This window comes from Streptomyces sp. SGAir0957, from assembly GCF_043523415.1.
Window position 1 is genome coordinate 5,323,240 of record NZ_CP027293.1, and the last position, 17,673, is coordinate 5,340,912.

Consider the following 17,673-nt stretch of genomic DNA (forward strand, 5'->3'; position numbering starts at 1 on the left):
CGGGTTGACTGGGTAGACCGGAGCGTGACATGAACACGTAGAGGTTGGGTGAACGTGCGGCGTCGGTTGTGTGTCGGTAACGGCCCCTGACGCGGTGTCAGGGGCCGTTGTGCGGTGAGTTGTTAGCTCACATCCGATGCGTCCAGTCGGTACAGCGACGCGGAGTCGGACCCGGACGTCGCACCACTCGACTTGCTGTACTCGCTCGCCTCCACCGCCGTACCGTGCTTCTTCACCCACGCGGTGACCTCGGACGACGCGTCGTTGCTGCCGCCCATGCCGCCACCACCGCCCATGCCGCCGCCGAGCTGGATGTAGTGCAACTCGCCCTTCTTGACCAGCTCCTTCAGCTTCGCGAGCGTCATCGCCTTGTCGCTGCCGGACCAGCCCCACATCGAGATGACCGGCTGCTTCGTGGCGACGATCATCTGTGCTGCGAACTGCGAACTCGACACCGCGAGCAGCCACTTGGCGCCGTCGCGGTGCTTCTCCAGGTATGAGGTGAGCTGACTGTCGGCGCCGTCGCCCATGGCACCGCCCATGGCACCGCCCATGGAGCCGCCCATGGAGCCGCCCATGGAGCCGCCGTCCGTGCGGCCGTTCCCGGAGCCGCTGGGCGGGGTGCCCGTCTCGGAGCCGCCCGGCATCTCCCCACTGCCCGGCATCTCGCCGCCACCCGGCATCTCGCCGCCGCCGGGGAAGCCCCCGGACTGGCCGCCAGGCATCTCCCCCATGTCCCCGCCACCGGGCATCTCCCCGCCGCCCGGGAATCCGCCCCGGCCGCCCCCACCGCCGGGCCCGCCCATGCCGCCCCCGGTGGTCGGGCCCGCCGTCGGGTTCGTGCCGCCCATACCGCCCGCGCCGCCCGAGGACGACGGGACCGACCAGGCGTACGCCGCCGGGCCCGCGACCGAGGCGACCACGGCCGCCGCGACGGACACCGCAAGGAGGCGCAGACGGTGGCCGGACGCCGTACGGAAGAGGAGCAGGCCTGCGATGGCCGCCGCCATGACCAGCGCGATCACCGGCCACAGCCACCCGTTCCAGCCGGAGGCGCGGCGCAGCAGCACGATCGCCCAGAGCCCGGTGACGCCGAGCGCGGCGGGCAGCACCCACGCCCAGCGCTTGTCGGCGCGGAAGGCGCGCAGGAGCATCAGGCCGCCGCCTCCGCACAGCGCCGCGATGCCGGGGGCGAGCGCGGTCGTGTAGTACGGGTGCATCGTGCCTTCGGCCATGGCGAAGGTCAGGTAGTGCAGGACGGTCCAGCCGCCCCAGAGGATCAGCGCGGCCCGGGTCGGATCCGTGCGTGGGGCGCGGCCGCGCAGGATCAGGCCGCCGACGAGCGCGATGCCCGCGAAGGGGAGGAGCCAGGAGATCTGGCCGCCGAGCACGTCGTTGAAGAGGCGGCCGAGCCCCGCGGTGCCGGAGAAGCCGCCGCCTCCGCCCATGCCTCCGCCGCCCATGTTGCCGTCGCCGCCGAGGACCCGGCCGAGGCCGTTGTAGCCCATGATCAGGTCCCAGGCGGTGCCGTCCGTTGAGCCGCCGATGTACGGGCGCTCGGACGCGGGGACGAACGACACGGCCGCCGCCCACCAGAAACTGGCCACGGCGAGCGCGACCCCCGCGATCAACAGGTTCCGCACCCGTCGCCACAGGCCGCCCCGGGCCGCGTACAGGTATACGGCGAAGACGGCGGGCAGCGGGATGTAGCCCTGGAGCATCTTGGTGTTGAAGGCCAGGCCGAAGCAGACGGCCGAGCCGATGAGCGGGAGCAGCCTGCCGTCGCGCGTCGCCCGCAGGGCCAGGGCGGCACCCGCGACCATGAGCAGGACCAGGAGCGCGTCCGGGTTGTTGTCGCGGTTGATGGCGACCGTGATCGGGGTGAGCGCGAGGACGAGCGCGGCGATCGCCGCCGCGCCGTGGCCCCAGACCCGCTTCACGGAGGAGTGCAGGATCCAGATCGTGCCGAGCGCCGCCGCGATCAGCGGCAGCATCATCTGCCAGGTGCCGAAGCCGAAGACCCGGCAGGACAGGCCCATCACCATCAGGACGAAGGGCGGCTTGTCCACGGTCAGGAAGTTGCCCGCGTCGAGCGAGCCGAAGAACCACGCCTTCCAGCTCTCCGTTCCGCTGAGCACGGCCGCGCTGTAGAAGCTGTTGAGGCTGGAGGAGGACAGGTTCCAGGAGTACAGGACCCCGGCCAGGACGAGGATCGCGAGCAGCGCGGGCAGCGACCAGCGCGGGGCCCTGGCCGGGGGCGCGGCGGGTGGCTCCGGCCGGGGTCCGTCGGATCGGCCCGGGGGCGTGGGCACGGGGGAGTGGGGATCGGTGGCTGAGGTCACCCGGCCACAGTGCCGGGGCGGTGTGGGTACGCACTGTGGTCAGCCTGAGGGTTGTCTGTGGATCCCCCACGCGCGATAGCCCCCGGCGCCATGCGCGAGAGCCCCCGGGCCACCCGCGAAAGCCCCCGGGCCACGCGCGAAAGCCCCGGGCCACGCGCGAGAGCCCCCGCGCCACGCGCGAAAGCCCCCCGACGCGCGAGAGAGCCCCAATTGTTGCGGTGGGATGAAATCCGCTTCTTCCCGTGTTGGCCCTTCGGCGGAATCGACGACAGCTTGACGGAAGTGGAAGGTGCACGGCGTGGCGGAGAAACGGGGCTGGGCGCGCAGGCTCGCGGGGTACGCGTGGCGGTACCCCAAGGACGTGCTGCTCGCGCTCGGGGCCTCGCTCGGCGGCATGGCCGTCATGGCGCTCGTCCCGCTGATCACCAAGGTCATCATCGATGACGTCATCGGCGACCACTCCCGCTCCATGGGGACCTGGGTCGGCGTGCTGATCGGCGCCGCCGTCGTCGTGTACGTGATGACGTACATCCGCCGCTACTACGGCGGGCGCCTCGCGCTCGACGTCCAGCACGACCTGCGCACCGAGATGTTCGGGACGATCACCCGGCTCGACGGGCGGCGCCAGGACGAGCTGTCCACCGGGCAGGTCGTCGGCCGCGCCACCAGCGACCTGCAGCTCATCCAGGGCCTGCTCTTCATGCTCCCGATGACGATCGGGAACCTCCTCCTCTTCGTCATCTCGCTCGTCATCATGGCGTGGCTCTCGCTGCCGCTCACCCTTGTCGCGCTCGCCGTCGCCCCCGCCCTGTGGTTCATCGCCAAGCGCAGCCGCTCCCGGCTGCACCCGGCGACCTGGTACGCGCAGGCGCAGGCCGCCGCCGTCGCCGGGGTCGTCGACGGCGCCGTCAGCGGTGTCCGCGTCGTCAAGGGCTTCGGGCAGGAGGAGCAGGAGACGGGGAAGCTGCGCGAGGTCGGGCGGCGGCTTTTCGCCGGGCGTCTGCGCACTGTGCGGCTGAACAGCAAGTTCACCCCCGCGCTCCAGGCCGTGCCCGCCCTCGGGCAGGTCGCCATGCTCGCCCTCGGCGGCTGGCTGGCCGTGCGCGGGCAGATCACGCTCGGTACGTTCGTCGCGTTCTCCTCCTACCTCGCCCAGCTCGTCGGCCCGGTCCGGATGCTCGCCATGGTGCTCACCGTCGGCCAGCAGGCCCGCGCGGGCGCCGAGCGCGTCCTCGAACTCATCGACACCGAGCCGTCCATCGAGGACGGGAAGAAGGAGCTGCCCGCCGACGCGCCCGCGACCGTCGAGTTCGACGACGTGGCCTTCGAGTACGCCGGCGGCGACCGCCCCGTCCTGAACGGGCTCTCCTTCGAGATCCGCGCGGGCGAGACCCTCGCCGTCGTCGGCTCCTCCGGCTCCGGCAAGTCCACCGTCTCGCTGCTCCTGCCGCGCTTCTACGACGTCACGCACGGCGCCGTCCTCATCGGCGGCCATGACGTGCGCGAACTGACCCTGGACTCGCTGCGCGCCGCGATCGGCCTCGTCCCCGAGGACTCGTTCCTCTTCTCCGACACCGTCCGCGCCAACCTCGCCTACGGCGCCCCGGACGCCACCGACGAGCAGATCGAGGCGGCGGTGCGCGCCGCGCAGGCCGACCGGTTCATCGCCGAGCTGCCCGACGGCTACGACACCAAGGTCGGCGAGCACGGGCTCACCCTCTCCGGCGGCCAGCGCCAGCGCCTCGCGCTCGCCCGCGCCATCCTCACCGACCCGCGCCTGCTGGTCCTCGACGACGCCACCTCGGCCGTCGACGCGCGCGTGGAGCACGAGATCCACGAGGCGCTGCGCGGCGTCATGGCGGGCCGCACCACCCTGCTCATCGCCCACCGCCGCTCCACCCTCGGCCTCGCCGACCGCATCGCCGTCCTCGACGACGGCCGCCTCGCCGCCCTCGGCACGCACGAGGAGCTGGAGGCGGACTCCCCGCTCTACCGGCGCCTGCTCACCGACCCCGACGAACTGGGCGGCGTCTCGCCGGGCCACGCCCTGCCCGCCGCCGGACAGCCGGAGGACACCTCCGTACGGGACGAGCTGGACGCCGAGTTCGACGCCGAGCGGGGCGTCACCCCCAGGCTGTGGACGGGCGACCGCGAGCCCAAGGACACCGCCCTGTCCGGGATGCCCGCCACACCCGAGCTGCTCGCCCAGGTCGACGCCCTGCCGCCCGCCACCGACACCCCGGAGATCGACGAGGCGCGGGCCGTCACCCCCGAGAAGTCGTACGGGCTCCGCAGGCTCCTGGCCGGCTTCGGCAGGCCGCTGCTGATCAGCCTCGCGCTGGTCGCCGTCGACGCGGGCGTGGGCCTGCTCCTGCCCGTCCTCATCCGGCACGGCATCGACGAGGGCGTCTCGCGGATGGCGCTCGGCGCCGTGTGGACGGCGGCCGGGCTCGCCCTGGTCGCCGTGCTCGTGCAGTGGGTCGCGCAGACCGGCGAGACCCGGATGACGGGACGCACCGGCGAACGGGTCCTCTACTCGCTCCGGCTCAAGATCTTCGCCCAGCTCCAGCGGCTCGGGCTCGACTACTACGAGCGCGAACTGACCGGCCGGATCATGACCCGGATGACGACCGACGTGGACGCCCTGTCGACGTTCCTGCAGACCGGGCTCGTCACCGCGTTCGTCTCCGTCGTCACGTTCTTCGGCATCATGGTCGCCCTGCTCGTCATCGACGTACAGCTCGCCCTCGTCGTCTTCGCGACGCTGCCGCCGCTGATCGTCGGCACGTTCTTCTTCCGCCGCTCCAGCGTCAAGGCGTACGAGCTGGCGCGCGAGCGGGTCTCCGTCGTCAACGCCGACCTCCAGGAGTCCGTCGCCGGGCTGCGGATCGTGCAGGCGTTCCGGCGCGAGAAGGACGGCGTGGAGCGGTTCGCCGCGGGCAGCCAGGCCTACCGCAAGGCCCGTATCCGGGGGCAGTGGCTGATCTCCGTCTACTTCCCGTTCGTGCAGCTCCTGTCGTCCGTCGCCGCCGCCGCCGTTTTGATGGTCGGCGCGCACCGGGTCGACGCGGGCACCCTGACCACCGGCGCGCTCGTCGCCTACCTCCTCTACATCGACCTGTTCTTCGCGCCCGTGCAGCAGCTGTCCCAGGTCTTCGACGGCTACCAGCAGGCCACCGTCTCCCTCGGCCGCATCCAGGAACTGCTGCGCGAGCCGACCTCGACGAAGAACCCGCGCGCACCCCGCGACGTCCCCGCCCTGCGCGGCGAGATCGCCTTCGAGGACGTCGACTTCGCGTACGGCGCCGACGGCGATCCCGAGGCGGCGCTCAGGGACGTGACCCTGCGCATCCCGGCGGGCCAGACCGTCGCCTTCGTCGGTGAGACGGGCGCGGGCAAGTCGACCCTGGTCAAGCTGGTCGCCCGGTTCTACGACCCGACCGGCGGCCGTGTCACCGTCGACGGCACCGACCTGCGCGACCTCGACCTCACCGCCTACCGCCACCGGCTCGGCGTCGTCCCGCAGGAGGCCTACCTCTTCCCCGGCACCGTCCGCGACGCCATCGCCTACGGGCGGCCCGACGCGAGCGACGCCCAGGTCGAGGCGGCGGCGCGGGCCGTCGGCGCGCACGACATGATCGCCACCCTCGACGGCGGCTACCTGCACGAGGTCACCGAGCGAGGCCGCAACCTCTCCGCCGGGCAGCGCCAGCTCATCGCCCTGGCCCGCGCCGAACTCGTCGATCCGGACATCCTCCTGCTCGACGAGGCCACCGCCGCGCTGGACCTCGCCACGGAGGCGCAGGTCAACCAGGCCACCGACCGCATCGCGGGCAAGCGCACGACCCTCGTCGTCGCCCACCGCCTGACGACGGCCGCCCGCGCCGACCGGGTCGTGGTGATGGACCACGGCCGCGTCGCCGAGGACGGCACGCACGACGAGCTGCTCGCGCGCGGCGGGAAGTACGCCCGGCTGTGGCGGACCTTCATCGGGGAGGACGTCGGTGCGACGGCGGTGTGACCGGTGTGCAACCGTGCGGCCCGTCTCCCGCGTCCGTACCTCAGTACGCTGATGCCGAGGTGACGGGGTACGCCGAAACAGGCCGGGAGGGGACAGTGGTGCGAAGAGGTGACGAAGCCGATATAGCGGGTGCCCGCGGGACAGCGGGTGCCCGAGGGCCACGCCGCCTGCTCGTGTTCACGCTGGCCGCGCTCGTCTCCGCCGCGCTGCTCGTCGTCGCAGGGCCCGGCACCGGCGGTGCGCACGCCGCCGCGCTCTGTGCCGGGCACAAGGTCCGCACCCTGTCCTTCGCCACCGGCAAGGCCGTCGTCTACCGCACCCGGGACTACGTCTGCGCCGTCACCCTCGCCAAGCGGACCGGCGTCCGCCAGACCATGTCGGTCAGCGTCCAGGCCCGCGGCAGCCGCGCCGTCGTCGACCAGGGCCGCTTCACCCACCACGCGGGCCCGGTCACCGTCCACGCCGGACACCGCTGCGTACGGATCAAGGCCAAGGTCGGTACGAAATCGGTCGGTACGGGCTGGATTCTGTGCTGAGCCGACCGGCGTCCGCACACAGTTGCCGCACAGATGTCGTGCTGAGCGGACACCAAGTACCCCTGGTGGTACGCGAGACCCTCCGATAGTTTCCGGAGCGACCCGTGTAACTCCAGGGGAGGGTGTATGCGCAAAGCGCTCAGATGGCTGTTGTCGCTCGTGGTGCTCATAGGCACGGTGAGCGCCGCAGGGATATCCACGGCGGCCGCCGCAGGACCGGCCGGTGCCGCCGCGGCCGACAGCACCGACATCAAGGACCGGCTCCTCGCCGTACCCGGCATGAGCCTCATCGAGGAGAAGCCCTACACCGGCTACCGGTACTTCGTCCTCAACTACACCCAGCCGGTCGATCACCGGCACCCGTCCAAGGGCACCTTCCAGCAGCGCATCACCGTGCTGCACAAGGACGTCAGCCGCCCGACGGTCATGTTCACCAGCGGCTACAACGTCTCGACGAACCCGTCGCGCAGTGAGCCGACCCGCATCGTCGACGGCAACCAGGTCTCCGTCGAGTACCGCTTCTTCACGCCGTCCCGGCCGCAGCCCGCCGACTGGTCGAAGCTCGACATCTGGCAGGCCGCCAGCGACCAGCACCGCATCTACCAGGCGCTCAAGCCGGTCTACGGCCAGAACTGGCTGACCACCGGCGGCTCGAAGGGCGGCATGACCGCCACCTACTACGAGCGCTTCTACCCGCGCGACATGGACGGCGTCGTCGCCTACGTCGCCCCGAACGACGTCAACAACGACGAGGACTCGGCCTACGACCGCTTCCTCGCGAACGTCGGCCCGAAGGACTGCCGCGTCGCGCTCCAGAAGGTGCAGCGCGAGACGCTCGTGCGCCGCACCGCCCTGGAGAAGAAGTACAAGGAGTACCTGGCCGCCAACAACTACACCGTGAACACGGTGGGTTCGCTCGACAAGGCGTACGAGGCGACCGTCCTCGACCTCGTGTGGGGCTTCTGGCAGTACCAGCCCGAGTCGGCCTGCGCGGACGTGCCGGACGCCAAGACCGTCACCGACCAGGCGCTCTTCGACTACGTCGACCAGGTCGGCGGCTGGTCCTCCTACGCCGACCAGGGCCTGGAGCAGTACACGCCGTACTACTACCAGGCGGGCACCCAGCTCGGCTCGCCCGACATCAAGCAGCCCTGGCTCGGCAAGCTCTCCCGCTACGGCTACCAGCCGCCGCGGAACTTCGTCCCGAAGACCATCCCGATGAAGTTCCAGAAGCACGTCATGCGCGACGTCGACACGTGGGTGCGCCACCACGCCACCCGCATGCTCTACGTCTACGGCGACAACGACCCGTGGGGTGCCGAGCCCTTCCGCCTCGGCGCCGGGGCCCGTGACAGCTACGTCATGACGGCGCCGCACGCCAACCACGGTGCGAACGTCGCCGGTCTGAACGCCGACGACAAGGCGCTCGCCACGGAGCGAATCCTCGCATGGGCGGGCCTGTCCGGTACGACGGCCAAGGCGCCGCACGACGCGAAGCTCGACCGGGTCGAGACCGCGCGGAAGTTCACGCTGCGCCCGTGACACCGGAGAAGTGAGAAGGGGGCCGCACGAGCGGCCCCTTTTTCATGTCCCCGCGTCGCGCTTCATGTCCTCGTCGCGCACCCCACCATGTCCGTCCCGCCGAGCGTCACGTAGAGGGTGGTCGTCGCGGGGCAGTCGATGCGGTCCGGCACCGCCGAGCCGACGCGGTACTGCGGTGCGTGGCCGCCCGAGCCGTCGCAGGCGGTCTCCCGGACCTGCCCCCTCCCGGTGGAGTACACGCAGTCGCCGACGATCGTGCGGGGCCCGCCGCCGGCGCCCGGGTCGCCGGGGTGCGGCGGCCGGAGGTTGCGCATGCAGGCGTAGCCGCGGGTGACCTCGCCGTCGCCGTTCTCGTCGGCGTCGTGCCCGTCCGGCGTCATGTGGGTCTCGCTGATGTGCAGGACGAAGTCGGTACGGGCGGGGCACGCGGGACCGTTCGCGGTGGAGCCCTCGTGCCGCGCGGTCACCCGGGCGACGGCGCGCCCGCCACCGCACCGCACCTCGACGAACCCTGAGGACCGGCGGGCGCCGCACTCACCGGCGGAGAGGAAGACCGCCGCCGTGCCGGAGGGCGTCGGCTTCGGGGGCGGATCGTCACCCGAACCCGACAGGGCCTGACACCCGACCAGCGCGAGCGCCAGGAATGGCGTCGCGCACACCGCCCCCACCGTCCGCGCGTCCATGGCAGCCCCCCGAGACACCCGTCAAGCGTGACCCGGGAGCCGGGCCCACGCCAGACGCGCGGGGGCGCTTTGCGACGTTCGGGGGCGGTGCGTCCCTGGTGCGCCGTACGCCCCCGTACGCCCGGCCGCGTACCGGTCCGGTACGGAAATCAGTACCGCAGGCCGTACCCGACCGGATACAGGACCTGCCCGGGATCATCCGCGCGCTGCACCGGCACCGGCAGCTTGCCGCGCGGTTCCGCGCGGCCCGCGAGCACCCGTACCGCCGCCCGCAGTTCGACGTCGATCCACGAGTACGCGGCCACGTGCGCGGCGGCCGCGCCCAGCTGGGCCACGTCGTACGGGTTGCGCAGGGACAGGGTGATCACCGGTACGCCCGTCGCCGCGACGGCGTTCACCAGCTTCTGCTGGGCGCTGCCCGCCGTCACGTTGTACGTGCCGACGAGCACGGCGTCCTTGCCCGCGGCGGCGGCCACCGCCTGGTCGATGACCGTTTGGTTCGGCGCGGTGCCGGTCGCCAGGACCGTCGCGGAGAAGCCGAGTTCGGTCAGGGCGGCGCCGAGCACGGTGGTGGGCGGGCCGTCGCTGAGCGAGGGGGACGCGGGGTTGGCGCCGAGCACGAGGACGTTCCTGTGGGTGCGCCGGTTCAGGGGGAGCAGGCGGTCCTTGTTGACCAGGAGCGTCGTCGTACGCTCGGCGATCTTGTCGGCCGCCGCCAGGTGAGCGCGGGTGCCCACCGTGTGGTCGACGCCGCGGCGGGTGACGTACGGGTCCTTGAAGAGGCCCAGCTTCGTCTTGAGCCGCAGAATGCGCAGGATCGATTCGTCGAGGCGCTGTTCGGTCAGCTCCCCGCTCCGCACGGCCTTCAGCACACCGTTCCACGCGACGTCCAGGGACGGCGGGTTCAGCAACTGGTCGACACCCGCCTTCAGGGCCAGCACCGGCACGCGGTCGTCGCCGTACTTCGTGCGGACGCCCTCCATGCCCAGCGAGTCGGTGATCACGACGCCGTCGTAGCCGAGCTTCTCGCGCAGGATGCCGGTGAGGATCGGGCGCGAGAGCGTCGCGGGGTCCTCCGCCGGGTCAAGGGCCGGGACGACGAGATGGGCCGTCATGATCGAATCGATCCCGGCGGCGATCACGGCCCTGAACGGCGGGGCGTCCAGCTTCTCCCACTGCTCACGCGTGTGCGTGATCACAGGCAGGCCCGTGTGGCTGTCGGTGGCGGTGTCGCCGTGACCGGGGAAGTGCTTGGCGGTGGCGGCGACACCGGCCGACTGATACCCCTCGACCTGCGCCGCGGCCATCCTGGCCACCGCCGCCGGATCCGAACCGAAGGAGCGTACGCCGATGACCGGGTTCGCCGGGTTGATGTTGACGTCCGCGTCCGGGGCGTAGTCCTGGTTTATGCCGAGCGCGCGCAGTTCCGCACCCGCGATCGCGGCCGCCCGGCGCGCGTCCGACCGCGAACCGCCCGCGCCAAGGGCCATCGCGCCGGGGAGCAGCGTCGCGGGCTTGCCGACCCGGGCCACTATGCCGTGCTCCTGGTCGGTCGAGACGATCAGCGGGATCTTCGAGGGCTGGCGGCGGCCCGCCTCCTGGATGCCGTTGCTGAGATCGGCGATCTGGTGCGGGTCGCGGACGTTGTGCGCCCACGCGAAGTAGATGATGCCGCCGAGCTTGTACTTGTCGATCATCTCGGCGGCGGTGCGGACGCCGATCTCTTTCAGGTTGGCGTCGATGTCGGCCTGGTCAGGGGCGGTGGCCGAATGACCGTAGACCCGCATGACGAAGAGCTGGCCGACCTTCTCCTCCAGGGACATCCCGGAGATGATCTTCCGCAGTGCCTTGTCGGGCCTGCCCTTGCCCGAGGCGGCGGCTTGGGCGGGTGCGGTGCTCAGGCCTGCGGCGGCGATGCCGGCCGTGGTCGCGGCGAGCAGCGTCCGTCTGGAGAAACCCCTGCTGCGGGGGGTGGTGTGGCGGTGGTGCACTTGCGCTCCTTCCGGGGGAGGGGCGGGGCACGAGCTCTGCCTTTGGTTGTGCGGGGTGCTGAAAATTACTTCCGCGCGACACGGTTACCTGGAAAGTTTCTGCCGGTCAAGGGAATCGGCACGGCCCCGGGGCGTTTCGCTCCGCTTGTTCGGTTGCCAAGCACGGGTTCCGCCGTCGCTGACCGGCCGCGCAGGTCCCCGCGCCCCTGAGATGCGCACTGCGTGCGGCATCCTTTCCTCGTCGTTCGGGTGCGGCTCTCGTGGTGGCGGGTCGCGCAGTTCCCCGCGCCCCTGGAACGCGCACTGCGTGCGGCGTTCTGCTCCCGTCTTTCGCGTGCGGGTTTCGTCGTGGCTGGTCGCGCAGTTCCCCGCGCCCCTGGAGCGTGCGGCTTCGCCGCGGCTCCAGGGACACGCGCCCGCTGAAATGGCGCACGCAGTGCGCACTTCAGCCGCACGCGCCCGCTGAAATGGCGCACGCAGTGCGCACTTCAGCCGCACGCGCCCGCTGAAATGGCGCACGCAGTGCGCACTTCAGCCGCACGCGCCCCCTGCAATGGCGCACGCAGTGCGCATTTCAGGGGCGCGGGGAACTGCGCGCTCAGCCACGAAGCGCCTGCGGATGGGGGTGGACCGCACCCCCCAGGGGCGTGCGGGACGGCGCGCTCAGGTGTGGCGAAAGCTGCGAATGGGGGTAGACCGCAACCCCCCAGGGGCGCGGGGAACTGCGCGCTCAGCCACGAAGCGCCCGCGGATGGGGGTGGACCGCAGCCCCCCCGGGGGCGCGCGGGACGGTGTGCTCAGGTGTGGCGAAAGCTGCGGATGGGGGTAGGCCGCAACCCCCAGGGGCGCGGGAACGGCGCGGTCGGTCGTGGCCGGGCCGCACTCGGGGTCAGGCCGGGGCCAGGTATGCGCGGCCCTGGGCGCGCAGCGCTTCGATCGTCGCGGTGATCGCGGGGCGGCTGGACAGCCCGGTCCGCCACAGCGCGTAGATCCGACGCCGCGGCAAGGGAACCAGCCGCACCACCCCCACCCCCGCCGGCAAGGCACCTCGTCCGAGCCGGGGAATGACCGCCACCCCCAACCCCGCCGCGACGAGCGCGACGAGCGTCGGATTCTCGTCGGCCTGATGCACGATCTCCGGCTCGAACCCAGCGGAGCGCATCGTGCGGAGGAGCCAGTCGTGGCACACCCGCCCCGGCGGCTGCGACACCCACCGTTCCCCGCCCAGTTCCTCCCGCCGCACGGCGGCTCGCCCCGCCAGCGGATGCCCGTCCGGGACGAGCAGATCGCACAGGTCGGCACCGAGCACGGCCTGCTCCACCCCGGCGGGGACCGGCAGGGGCGCGATGTCCCAGTCGTGTGCGACGGCCAGGTCGACCGCCCCCTTGGCGACGAGCGGCACCGACAGGTGCGGGTCGACCTCGGACAGGCGGGGTTCGAGCCCGGGATGCCGGGCGGAGAGATCCGCGAGGGTCGCGGGCAGCAGTCCGCGGGCCGCGGAGGCGAACGCGGCGATGGTCAGCCGCCCGGCGGGCACTCCGCGCCGCTCCTCGATCCCGGTCTCGGCACGTTCGAGTATCGCCAGCAACTCACTTGCCGTATCGACGAGTTGACGTGCTTCATCCGTCAGTTTGACTCCGCGCCCTTCGCGCTCGAGAAGCACCGTCCTGGTCTCCCGTTCCAGCTTGGCGATCTGTTGCGAGACGGCGGACGGGGTGTATCCGAGCGCGGCGGCGGCACCGCCGACGGTGCCGTGGACGGAGACGGCGTGCAACGCGCGCAGACGTTGGATGTCGAGCAAGACAGCCTCCAGGACCAGCACGAGTCATTAGCGTCTCTTCATCCAACCATGCAGCAATCATCGCTGGTGCTACATGGTCACCGGGCCCGATGCTCGACGCATGAGACCCGCGCACACCGGCCTCGCCGTCCTCGTAGCTGCCCTGTGGGGCGTCAACTTCGTCGTCATCGACATCGGCCTCGCCCACTTCCCGCCGCTGCTCTTCTGCGCCCTGCGCTTCCTGCTCGCGGCGCTGCCCGCGGTCTTCCTGGTCGGTCGCCCGCGCGTGCGGTGGCGGTGGGTGGCCGGGGTCGGCTTCGCTCTGGGCGTCGGCAAGTTCGGCCTGCTGTTCCTCGGGATGAACGCGGGGATGCCGGCGGGCCTGTCCTCCCTCGTGCTCCAGGTGCAGTCGGTCTTCACCGCGCTGATCGCCTTCGCGTTCCTGGGGGAGCGCCCCGGCCGCGTCCGGGCGGCTGGCATGGCGGTGGCGCTCGTCGGCATCGGGGTGGCGGGCGTGGACGAGGGGGGTTCGGGCCCGCTCGGCGCGTTCGCGCTGGTCCTGGTGGCGGCGGCGTTCTGGGGCGTGTCGAACGTGCTGACCCGCAAGGCGGCGCCCGACGCGCCGTTCACCTTCATGGTGTGGTCGAGCGCGGTACCGGTCCTGCCGCTCCTCGCGCTCTCCCTTCTCTTCGAGGGCCCGGCCCGGGACGCCCGCGCGCTCGCCTCCCTCGATCTCCCCGGCATCGGCGCGATCCTCTACGTAGCCCTGGTCACCACGCTCTTCGGCTTCAGCGCGTGGAGCCGCCTGCTGCGCCGCTACGACGCGTCGACGGTCGCCCCGTACTCCCTCCTGGTCCCGGTCTTCGGCATGTCGTCGGCGGCCCTGTTCCTCAACGAGGAGGTCACCCCATTGCGCTGGTGCGCGGCGGCCCTCCTGGTGGCAGGCGTGGCACTGGCCTCGCTGAAGGGCGCCCCGAAGGGGCGCGGGGAACGGCGCGAGCGACCACGACGAAGCAAGCCCTCCGGCGACGTACCGCACACGGCGGACGAGTCGGCGAGCTCAGAACTCACGCCGACTCGTTGAGCAGCCGAGCCATGTACTCCCGCCCGGCGCCGAGAATCCCGGGAAGCGGCGCGGCCGACTCGTACCAGCGGGCCTCGTACTCCCAGCAGAGCCACCCGTCCCAGCCCTCCCGGCTGAGCACCTCCACGCACTCGCCGAGCGGCAGCGCCCCGGCCCCGAGCGGCAGCGGAGTCGTGTCGTCGGGCCCGGCGATGTCCTTGACCTGCACGTATCCGAGGTAGGGGGAGAGGGCGGCGTAGGAGACGGTGGGCTGTTCGCCGCCGAGCCAGGTGTGCATGACGTCCCAGAGCACGCCGACGTTGCGGTGGCCGACGGGGCCGACGACGCGGGAGGCGGCGGCGCCCGTGCGGTGCGAGTCGTGGGTTTCGAGGAGGACGCGGACGCCGCGGTCGGCCGCGTACTCGGCGGCGACGCCGAGGCGGCGGGCGGCCGTGGCGTCGGCCTCCGCGAGCCCCTTCTCGTCGAGGTCGTCGCCGCCGCCGGGGAAGACCCGGACGTAGGGGGCGCCGAGGTCGCGGGCGAGGTCGATCAGGGCGCGTACGTCGTCGAGCACGGCGGTGTCGTCGCCGGGCGCGGCCACGCGCGCGTACCCGGCGACGCCGAGGATCTCGACGCCCGCGGCCTTGAACCGTTCGGCCACGTCGGCGCGGGCCGCCACGTCGAGGCCCGGGTGGACCGGCTCCTCGGGGTGGGCGCGCAGTTCCACGCCGTGGTAGCCGTGCGTGGTCGCGAGGCTGAGGACGTCGGCCAGCGGCTGGCCGGGGACACCGAGAGTGGAGAACGCCAGTTTCATGGGGCGGACCATACCCGCGCTGTCGTCGCTCACTCAGGTGTGCCGTGCAGCGGGAGCCGCCAGTCCTGGCCGGTCAGGTCGGCGCCGAAGGAACGGTGCGGGACCTCTCCGACCAGCACGAATCCGTGTCGCTGGTAGAGCGCGCGGGCGGATTCGAGGACGTCGTTCGTCCACAGCACCAGCTCGCGGTAGCCGACGCCGCGGGTGAAGTCGATCACCGCGCGCACGAGCCGGTCGCCGATGCCGAGGCCGCGCGCCTCCGGCTCGACGAGGAGCAGCCGGAGCCGTGCCGTGCCGGGCGCCTCGTCGCGTACGCACATGACGCAGCCGACGGGGCGGCCGTCGAGTTCGGCGATCCACACGCGCTCCAGGTGCGGGTCGTGGTCCTGGGCGAAGTCGGCGACGATGCGGGCGACGAGGCCCTCGTACTCGGCGTTCCAGCCGAACTCGGCGGCGTACACCGCGCCGTTGCGGGCGACGATCCAGCCGAGGTCGCCGGGGGCCGGATCGCGCAGGGCGACGTCCTCGGCGCGCGGGGCGGCGCGGCCGTCGCCGAGGAGCGATCGGACGGTGCGCAGCGCCTCCGCGAGCCGGCCGCGCTCGGCCGCGGGGACGGTGTCGAGGAGCGCCCCGACCGTTTCCCTGGACCGCTCGTCGAGCAACTCGGCGGCGGTGCGGCCGCGCGGGGTGAGGGTGATGCTGCGGCGGCGCGAGTCCCGTTCGGAGGTTCCGCGCTCGACGAGGCCGTCCCGTTCGAACTTGCCGAGGATGCGGCTCAAGTACCCGGCGTCGAGGTGCAGTCGCGCCCGCAGATCGGCCGCGTCGGGGCGCCGTCCGCGCTCCGGGTGCGCCAGTTCGTACAGCACACGCGACTCGGTGAGGGTGTACGGGGCGTACAGGTGGCGGCTGTAGTCCAGCGCGCCGATGACGTTCGTGTAGAAGCGGTTGAAGGACCGGATGTCCTGCACGGTCATGATTCGGCTCACCTCACGAAACTCACGTAACTCACGAAGCTCATGACGCTCACGAAGCTCATGACGCTCACGAAGCTCATGACGCTCATGACGTTCAGCGAATGGTTGACTCAGTCAGAGGTCCGAAGTGGGCGTCACGTTACGCCGGGCGCCGGGCCGCGTCCATGGCCCGGACGTCCGGCCGCCATCCGGTGCACCTCGGCCCCCCATCTGGCGGGAGCCTGGCGCGTCCTCCTGAGGTCAAGACCGTGCATATGGCAGGTATGGCGGTTCAAGAGCGGCCCATGGGTTGGCCAACCCCTTCCCGCCCGTTGGCCGCGATTTCACCGTTCGCCCCCTCCGCTCCATGGTGAACGGCCCGCACAGTGGTGCCAACGGCCCGTCCTTCACGGGCCGTTGGCATGTCCGAACCGTCCGTCCAGCCAGCTTTAGGGGGCTACTTCCATGGCCGAACTGACCCGACGCAGACTCCTCGGTTCCGCGGCGGGCGCGGTCGGGGGCGCCGCCGCGCTCTCGCTGCTGCCGCCCAGCGTGCAGAAGGCGGTGGCCGCGGGGCCGCCCCGCAAGGGTTCGCTGCGCGACATCGAGCACGTCGTCATGCTCATGCAGGAGAACCGCTCCTTCGACCACTACTTCGGCACCCTCAAGGGCGTACGCGGCTTCAACGACCCCCACGCGCTGAAGCTGCCCAACGGCCGCTCCGTGTTCTTCCAGCCCGACCCCGAGAACCCCAAGGGCTACCTGCTCCCCTTCCACCTGGACACGCACTCCACCAGCGCCCAGGCCATCCCCTCCACCAGCCACGCCTGGTCCGTCCAGCACGAGGCGTGGAACAACGGGGCGATGGACCGGTGGCTCCCCGCGCACCGCAAGGCCGACGGCGTCAACGGGCCCTACGTGATGGGGTACTACACGCGCAAGGACATACCGTTCCAGTTCGCGCTGGCCGAGACCTTCACCATCTGCGACCACTACTTCTGCTCGGTCTTCGGCCCGACCTGGCCGAACCGGCTCTACTGGATGACCGCCTCCATCGACCCGTCCGGCACCGAGGGCGGCCCGGTGCTCAACAACACGGCACCGACCCCGTACCGCTGGACGACGTACGCCGAACGGCTCCAGGCCGCCGGAGTCAGCTGGAAGGTGTACCAGCAGGACGACGACTACGGCTGCAACCTGCTCGAACAGTTCGCCAGCTTCAAGAACGCGCAGCCGGGCTCCGACCTCTACGAGCGCGGTGTGCGGCCGCAGCCCGAGGGCACCTTCGAGGACGACGCCCGTAACGACCGGCTCCCGGCGGTCAGCTGGATCATGCCGACCAGCTACCAGTCGGAGCACCCCGACTACCTGCCCGCCGCCGGCGCCGACTTCGTGGCCCGCAAGATCGAGGCGATCGCGTCCAACCCGAAGGTCTGGGCGAAGACCGCGTTCATCCTCAACTATGACGAGAACGACGGCCTCTTCGACCACGTGCCCCCGCCGACACCCCCAGCGGGCACCGCCGACGAGTTCGTGGGCGGCCTGCCGATCGGCGGCGGCTTCCGGGTCCCGGCGATCATCGTCTCGCCGTGGACGGTCGGCGGCTGGGTGGCCTCCGAGACGTTCGACCACACCTCGGCGCTCCAGTTCCTGGAGAAGTTCACGGGCGTGGAGGAGCCCAACATCACCGACTGGCGGCGCTCCACCTTCGGCGACCTCACCTCGGCGTTCCGCTTCACCCACACCGCGCCGCGCCCGCCCCGTCTGCCCCACGACACGGCGAAACAGCTGGAGCAGGCGAAGGAGGAGGTGGCCACCCTGCCGAAGCCCACGCTGCCCGGCGCGGACCAGCAGTTCCCGCACCAGGAGAGGGGGCGGCGGCCGCACGTGTGACACCCCGGATCCTGAACGGCGCGGGGCGCCGCCCCACGCCGTTCAGGCCCTCGCG

At 71.8% G+C, this 17,673-nt stretch carries 11 protein-coding genes; 5 read left to right on the forward strand and 6 right to left on the reverse strand.

Annotated elements, in window-relative coordinates:
- Positions 1-122: 122 nt before the first annotated feature.
- The gene (locus tag C1N81_RS28845; protein WP_394433885.1) at positions 123-2,342 is read right to left on the reverse strand and encodes an ArnT family glycosyltransferase; all 2,220 of its coding nucleotides are present in this window, start codon (positions 2,340-2,342) and stop codon (positions 123-125) included.
- Between the two features lie 298 nt (positions 2,343-2,640).
- Between C1N81_RS28845 and C1N81_RS28850 the strand changes: the two genes are divergently transcribed.
- From C1N81_RS28850 to C1N81_RS28860, 3 genes are all read left to right on the forward strand, one after another.
- Positions 2,641-6,363, forward strand: a complete 3,723-nt coding sequence (locus tag C1N81_RS28850) for an ABC transporter ATP-binding protein (protein WP_394433887.1) — start codon at positions 2,641-2,643, stop codon at positions 6,361-6,363.
- 173 nt (positions 6,364-6,536) lie between these two features.
- Positions 6,537-6,899 carry a hypothetical protein gene (locus C1N81_RS28855; RefSeq protein ID WP_394433889.1) on the forward strand — a complete coding sequence of 121 codons (363 nt, stop codon included), beginning with the start codon at positions 6,537-6,539 and terminating at the stop codon, positions 6,897-6,899.
- Between the two features lie 126 nt (positions 6,900-7,025).
- The gene (locus C1N81_RS28860) at positions 7,026-8,441 is read left to right on the forward strand and encodes a S28 family serine protease (protein ID WP_394433891.1); all 1,416 of its coding nucleotides are present in this window, start codon (positions 7,026-7,028) and stop codon (positions 8,439-8,441) included.
- A gap of 62 nt (positions 8,442-8,503) precedes the next feature.
- Here C1N81_RS28860 and C1N81_RS28865 read toward each other — a convergent pair whose 3' ends face one another.
- The 3 genes from C1N81_RS28865 to C1N81_RS28875 form a co-directional block, all read right to left on the reverse strand.
- Complete coding sequence (locus C1N81_RS28865) at positions 8,504-9,124, reverse strand: hypothetical protein (protein ID WP_394433893.1); 621 nt, start codon at positions 9,122-9,124, stop codon at positions 8,504-8,506.
- Between the two features lie 149 nt (positions 9,125-9,273).
- A complete protein-coding gene (locus C1N81_RS28870) occupies positions 9,274-11,115 on the reverse strand; it encodes a glycoside hydrolase family 3 protein (protein ID WP_394433894.1) in 1,842 nt (613 codons plus the stop codon).
- A gap of 889 nt (positions 11,116-12,004) precedes the next feature.
- Positions 12,005-12,916, reverse strand: coding sequence for a LysR family transcriptional regulator (locus C1N81_RS28875; protein ID WP_394433896.1), 912 nt, complete (start codon positions 12,914-12,916; stop codon positions 12,005-12,007).
- A 100-nt stretch (positions 12,917-13,016) separates the two neighbouring features.
- Between C1N81_RS28875 and C1N81_RS28880 the strand changes: the two genes are divergently transcribed.
- Positions 13,017-13,979, forward strand: coding sequence for an EamA family transporter (locus tag C1N81_RS28880; protein WP_394433898.1), 963 nt, complete (start codon positions 13,017-13,019; stop codon positions 13,977-13,979).
- Here C1N81_RS28880 and C1N81_RS28885 read toward each other — a convergent pair.
- Together C1N81_RS28885 and C1N81_RS28890 are read right to left on the reverse strand one after the other, a co-directional pair.
- Positions 13,963-14,772 carry a sugar phosphate isomerase/epimerase family protein gene (locus tag C1N81_RS28885; protein WP_394433900.1) on the reverse strand — a complete coding sequence of 270 codons (810 nt, stop codon included), beginning with the start codon at positions 14,770-14,772 and terminating at the stop codon, positions 13,963-13,965. The two genes, C1N81_RS28880 and C1N81_RS28885, sit on opposite strands and share 17 nt — an antisense overlap.
- 29 nt (positions 14,773-14,801) lie before the next feature.
- Complete coding sequence (locus tag C1N81_RS28890) at positions 14,802-15,746, reverse strand: bifunctional helix-turn-helix transcriptional regulator/GNAT family N-acetyltransferase (protein WP_394433902.1); 945 nt, start codon at positions 15,744-15,746, stop codon at positions 14,802-14,804.
- A gap of 444 nt (positions 15,747-16,190) precedes the next feature.
- Here C1N81_RS28890 and C1N81_RS28895 point away from each other — a divergent pair, with 444 nt between their 5' ends.
- A complete protein-coding gene (locus C1N81_RS28895) occupies positions 16,191-17,618 on the forward strand; it encodes an alkaline phosphatase family protein (RefSeq protein WP_394433904.1) in 1,428 nt (475 codons plus the stop codon).
- The last annotated feature ends 55 nt before the right edge of the window (positions 17,619-17,673 follow it).

What these genes read in the sequence shown, in the direction of transcription:
- C1N81_RS28860 (WP_394433891.1), top strand. Translation starts at nt 7,026, where the DNA reads ATGCGCAAAGCGCTCAGATGGCTGTTGTCGCTCGTGGTGCTCATAGGC.
- C1N81_RS28865 (WP_394433893.1), bottom strand. Translation starts at nt 9,124, where the DNA reads ATGGACGCGCGGACGGTGGGGGCGGTGTGCGCGACGCCATTCCTGGCG.
- C1N81_RS28880 (WP_394433898.1), top strand. Translation starts at nt 13,017, where the DNA reads ATGAGACCCGCGCACACCGGCCTCGCCGTCCTCGTAGCTGCCCTGTGG.
- C1N81_RS28885 (WP_394433900.1), bottom strand. Translation starts at nt 14,772, where the DNA reads ATGAAACTGGCGTTCTCCACTCTCGGTGTCCCCGGCCAGCCGCTGGCC.
- C1N81_RS28890 (WP_394433902.1), bottom strand. Translation starts at nt 15,746, where the DNA reads ATGACCGTGCAGGACATCCGGTCCTTCAACCGCTTCTACACGAACGTC.
- C1N81_RS28895 (WP_394433904.1), top strand. Translation starts at nt 16,191, where the DNA reads ATGGCCGAACTGACCCGACGCAGACTCCTCGGTTCCGCGGCGGGCGCG.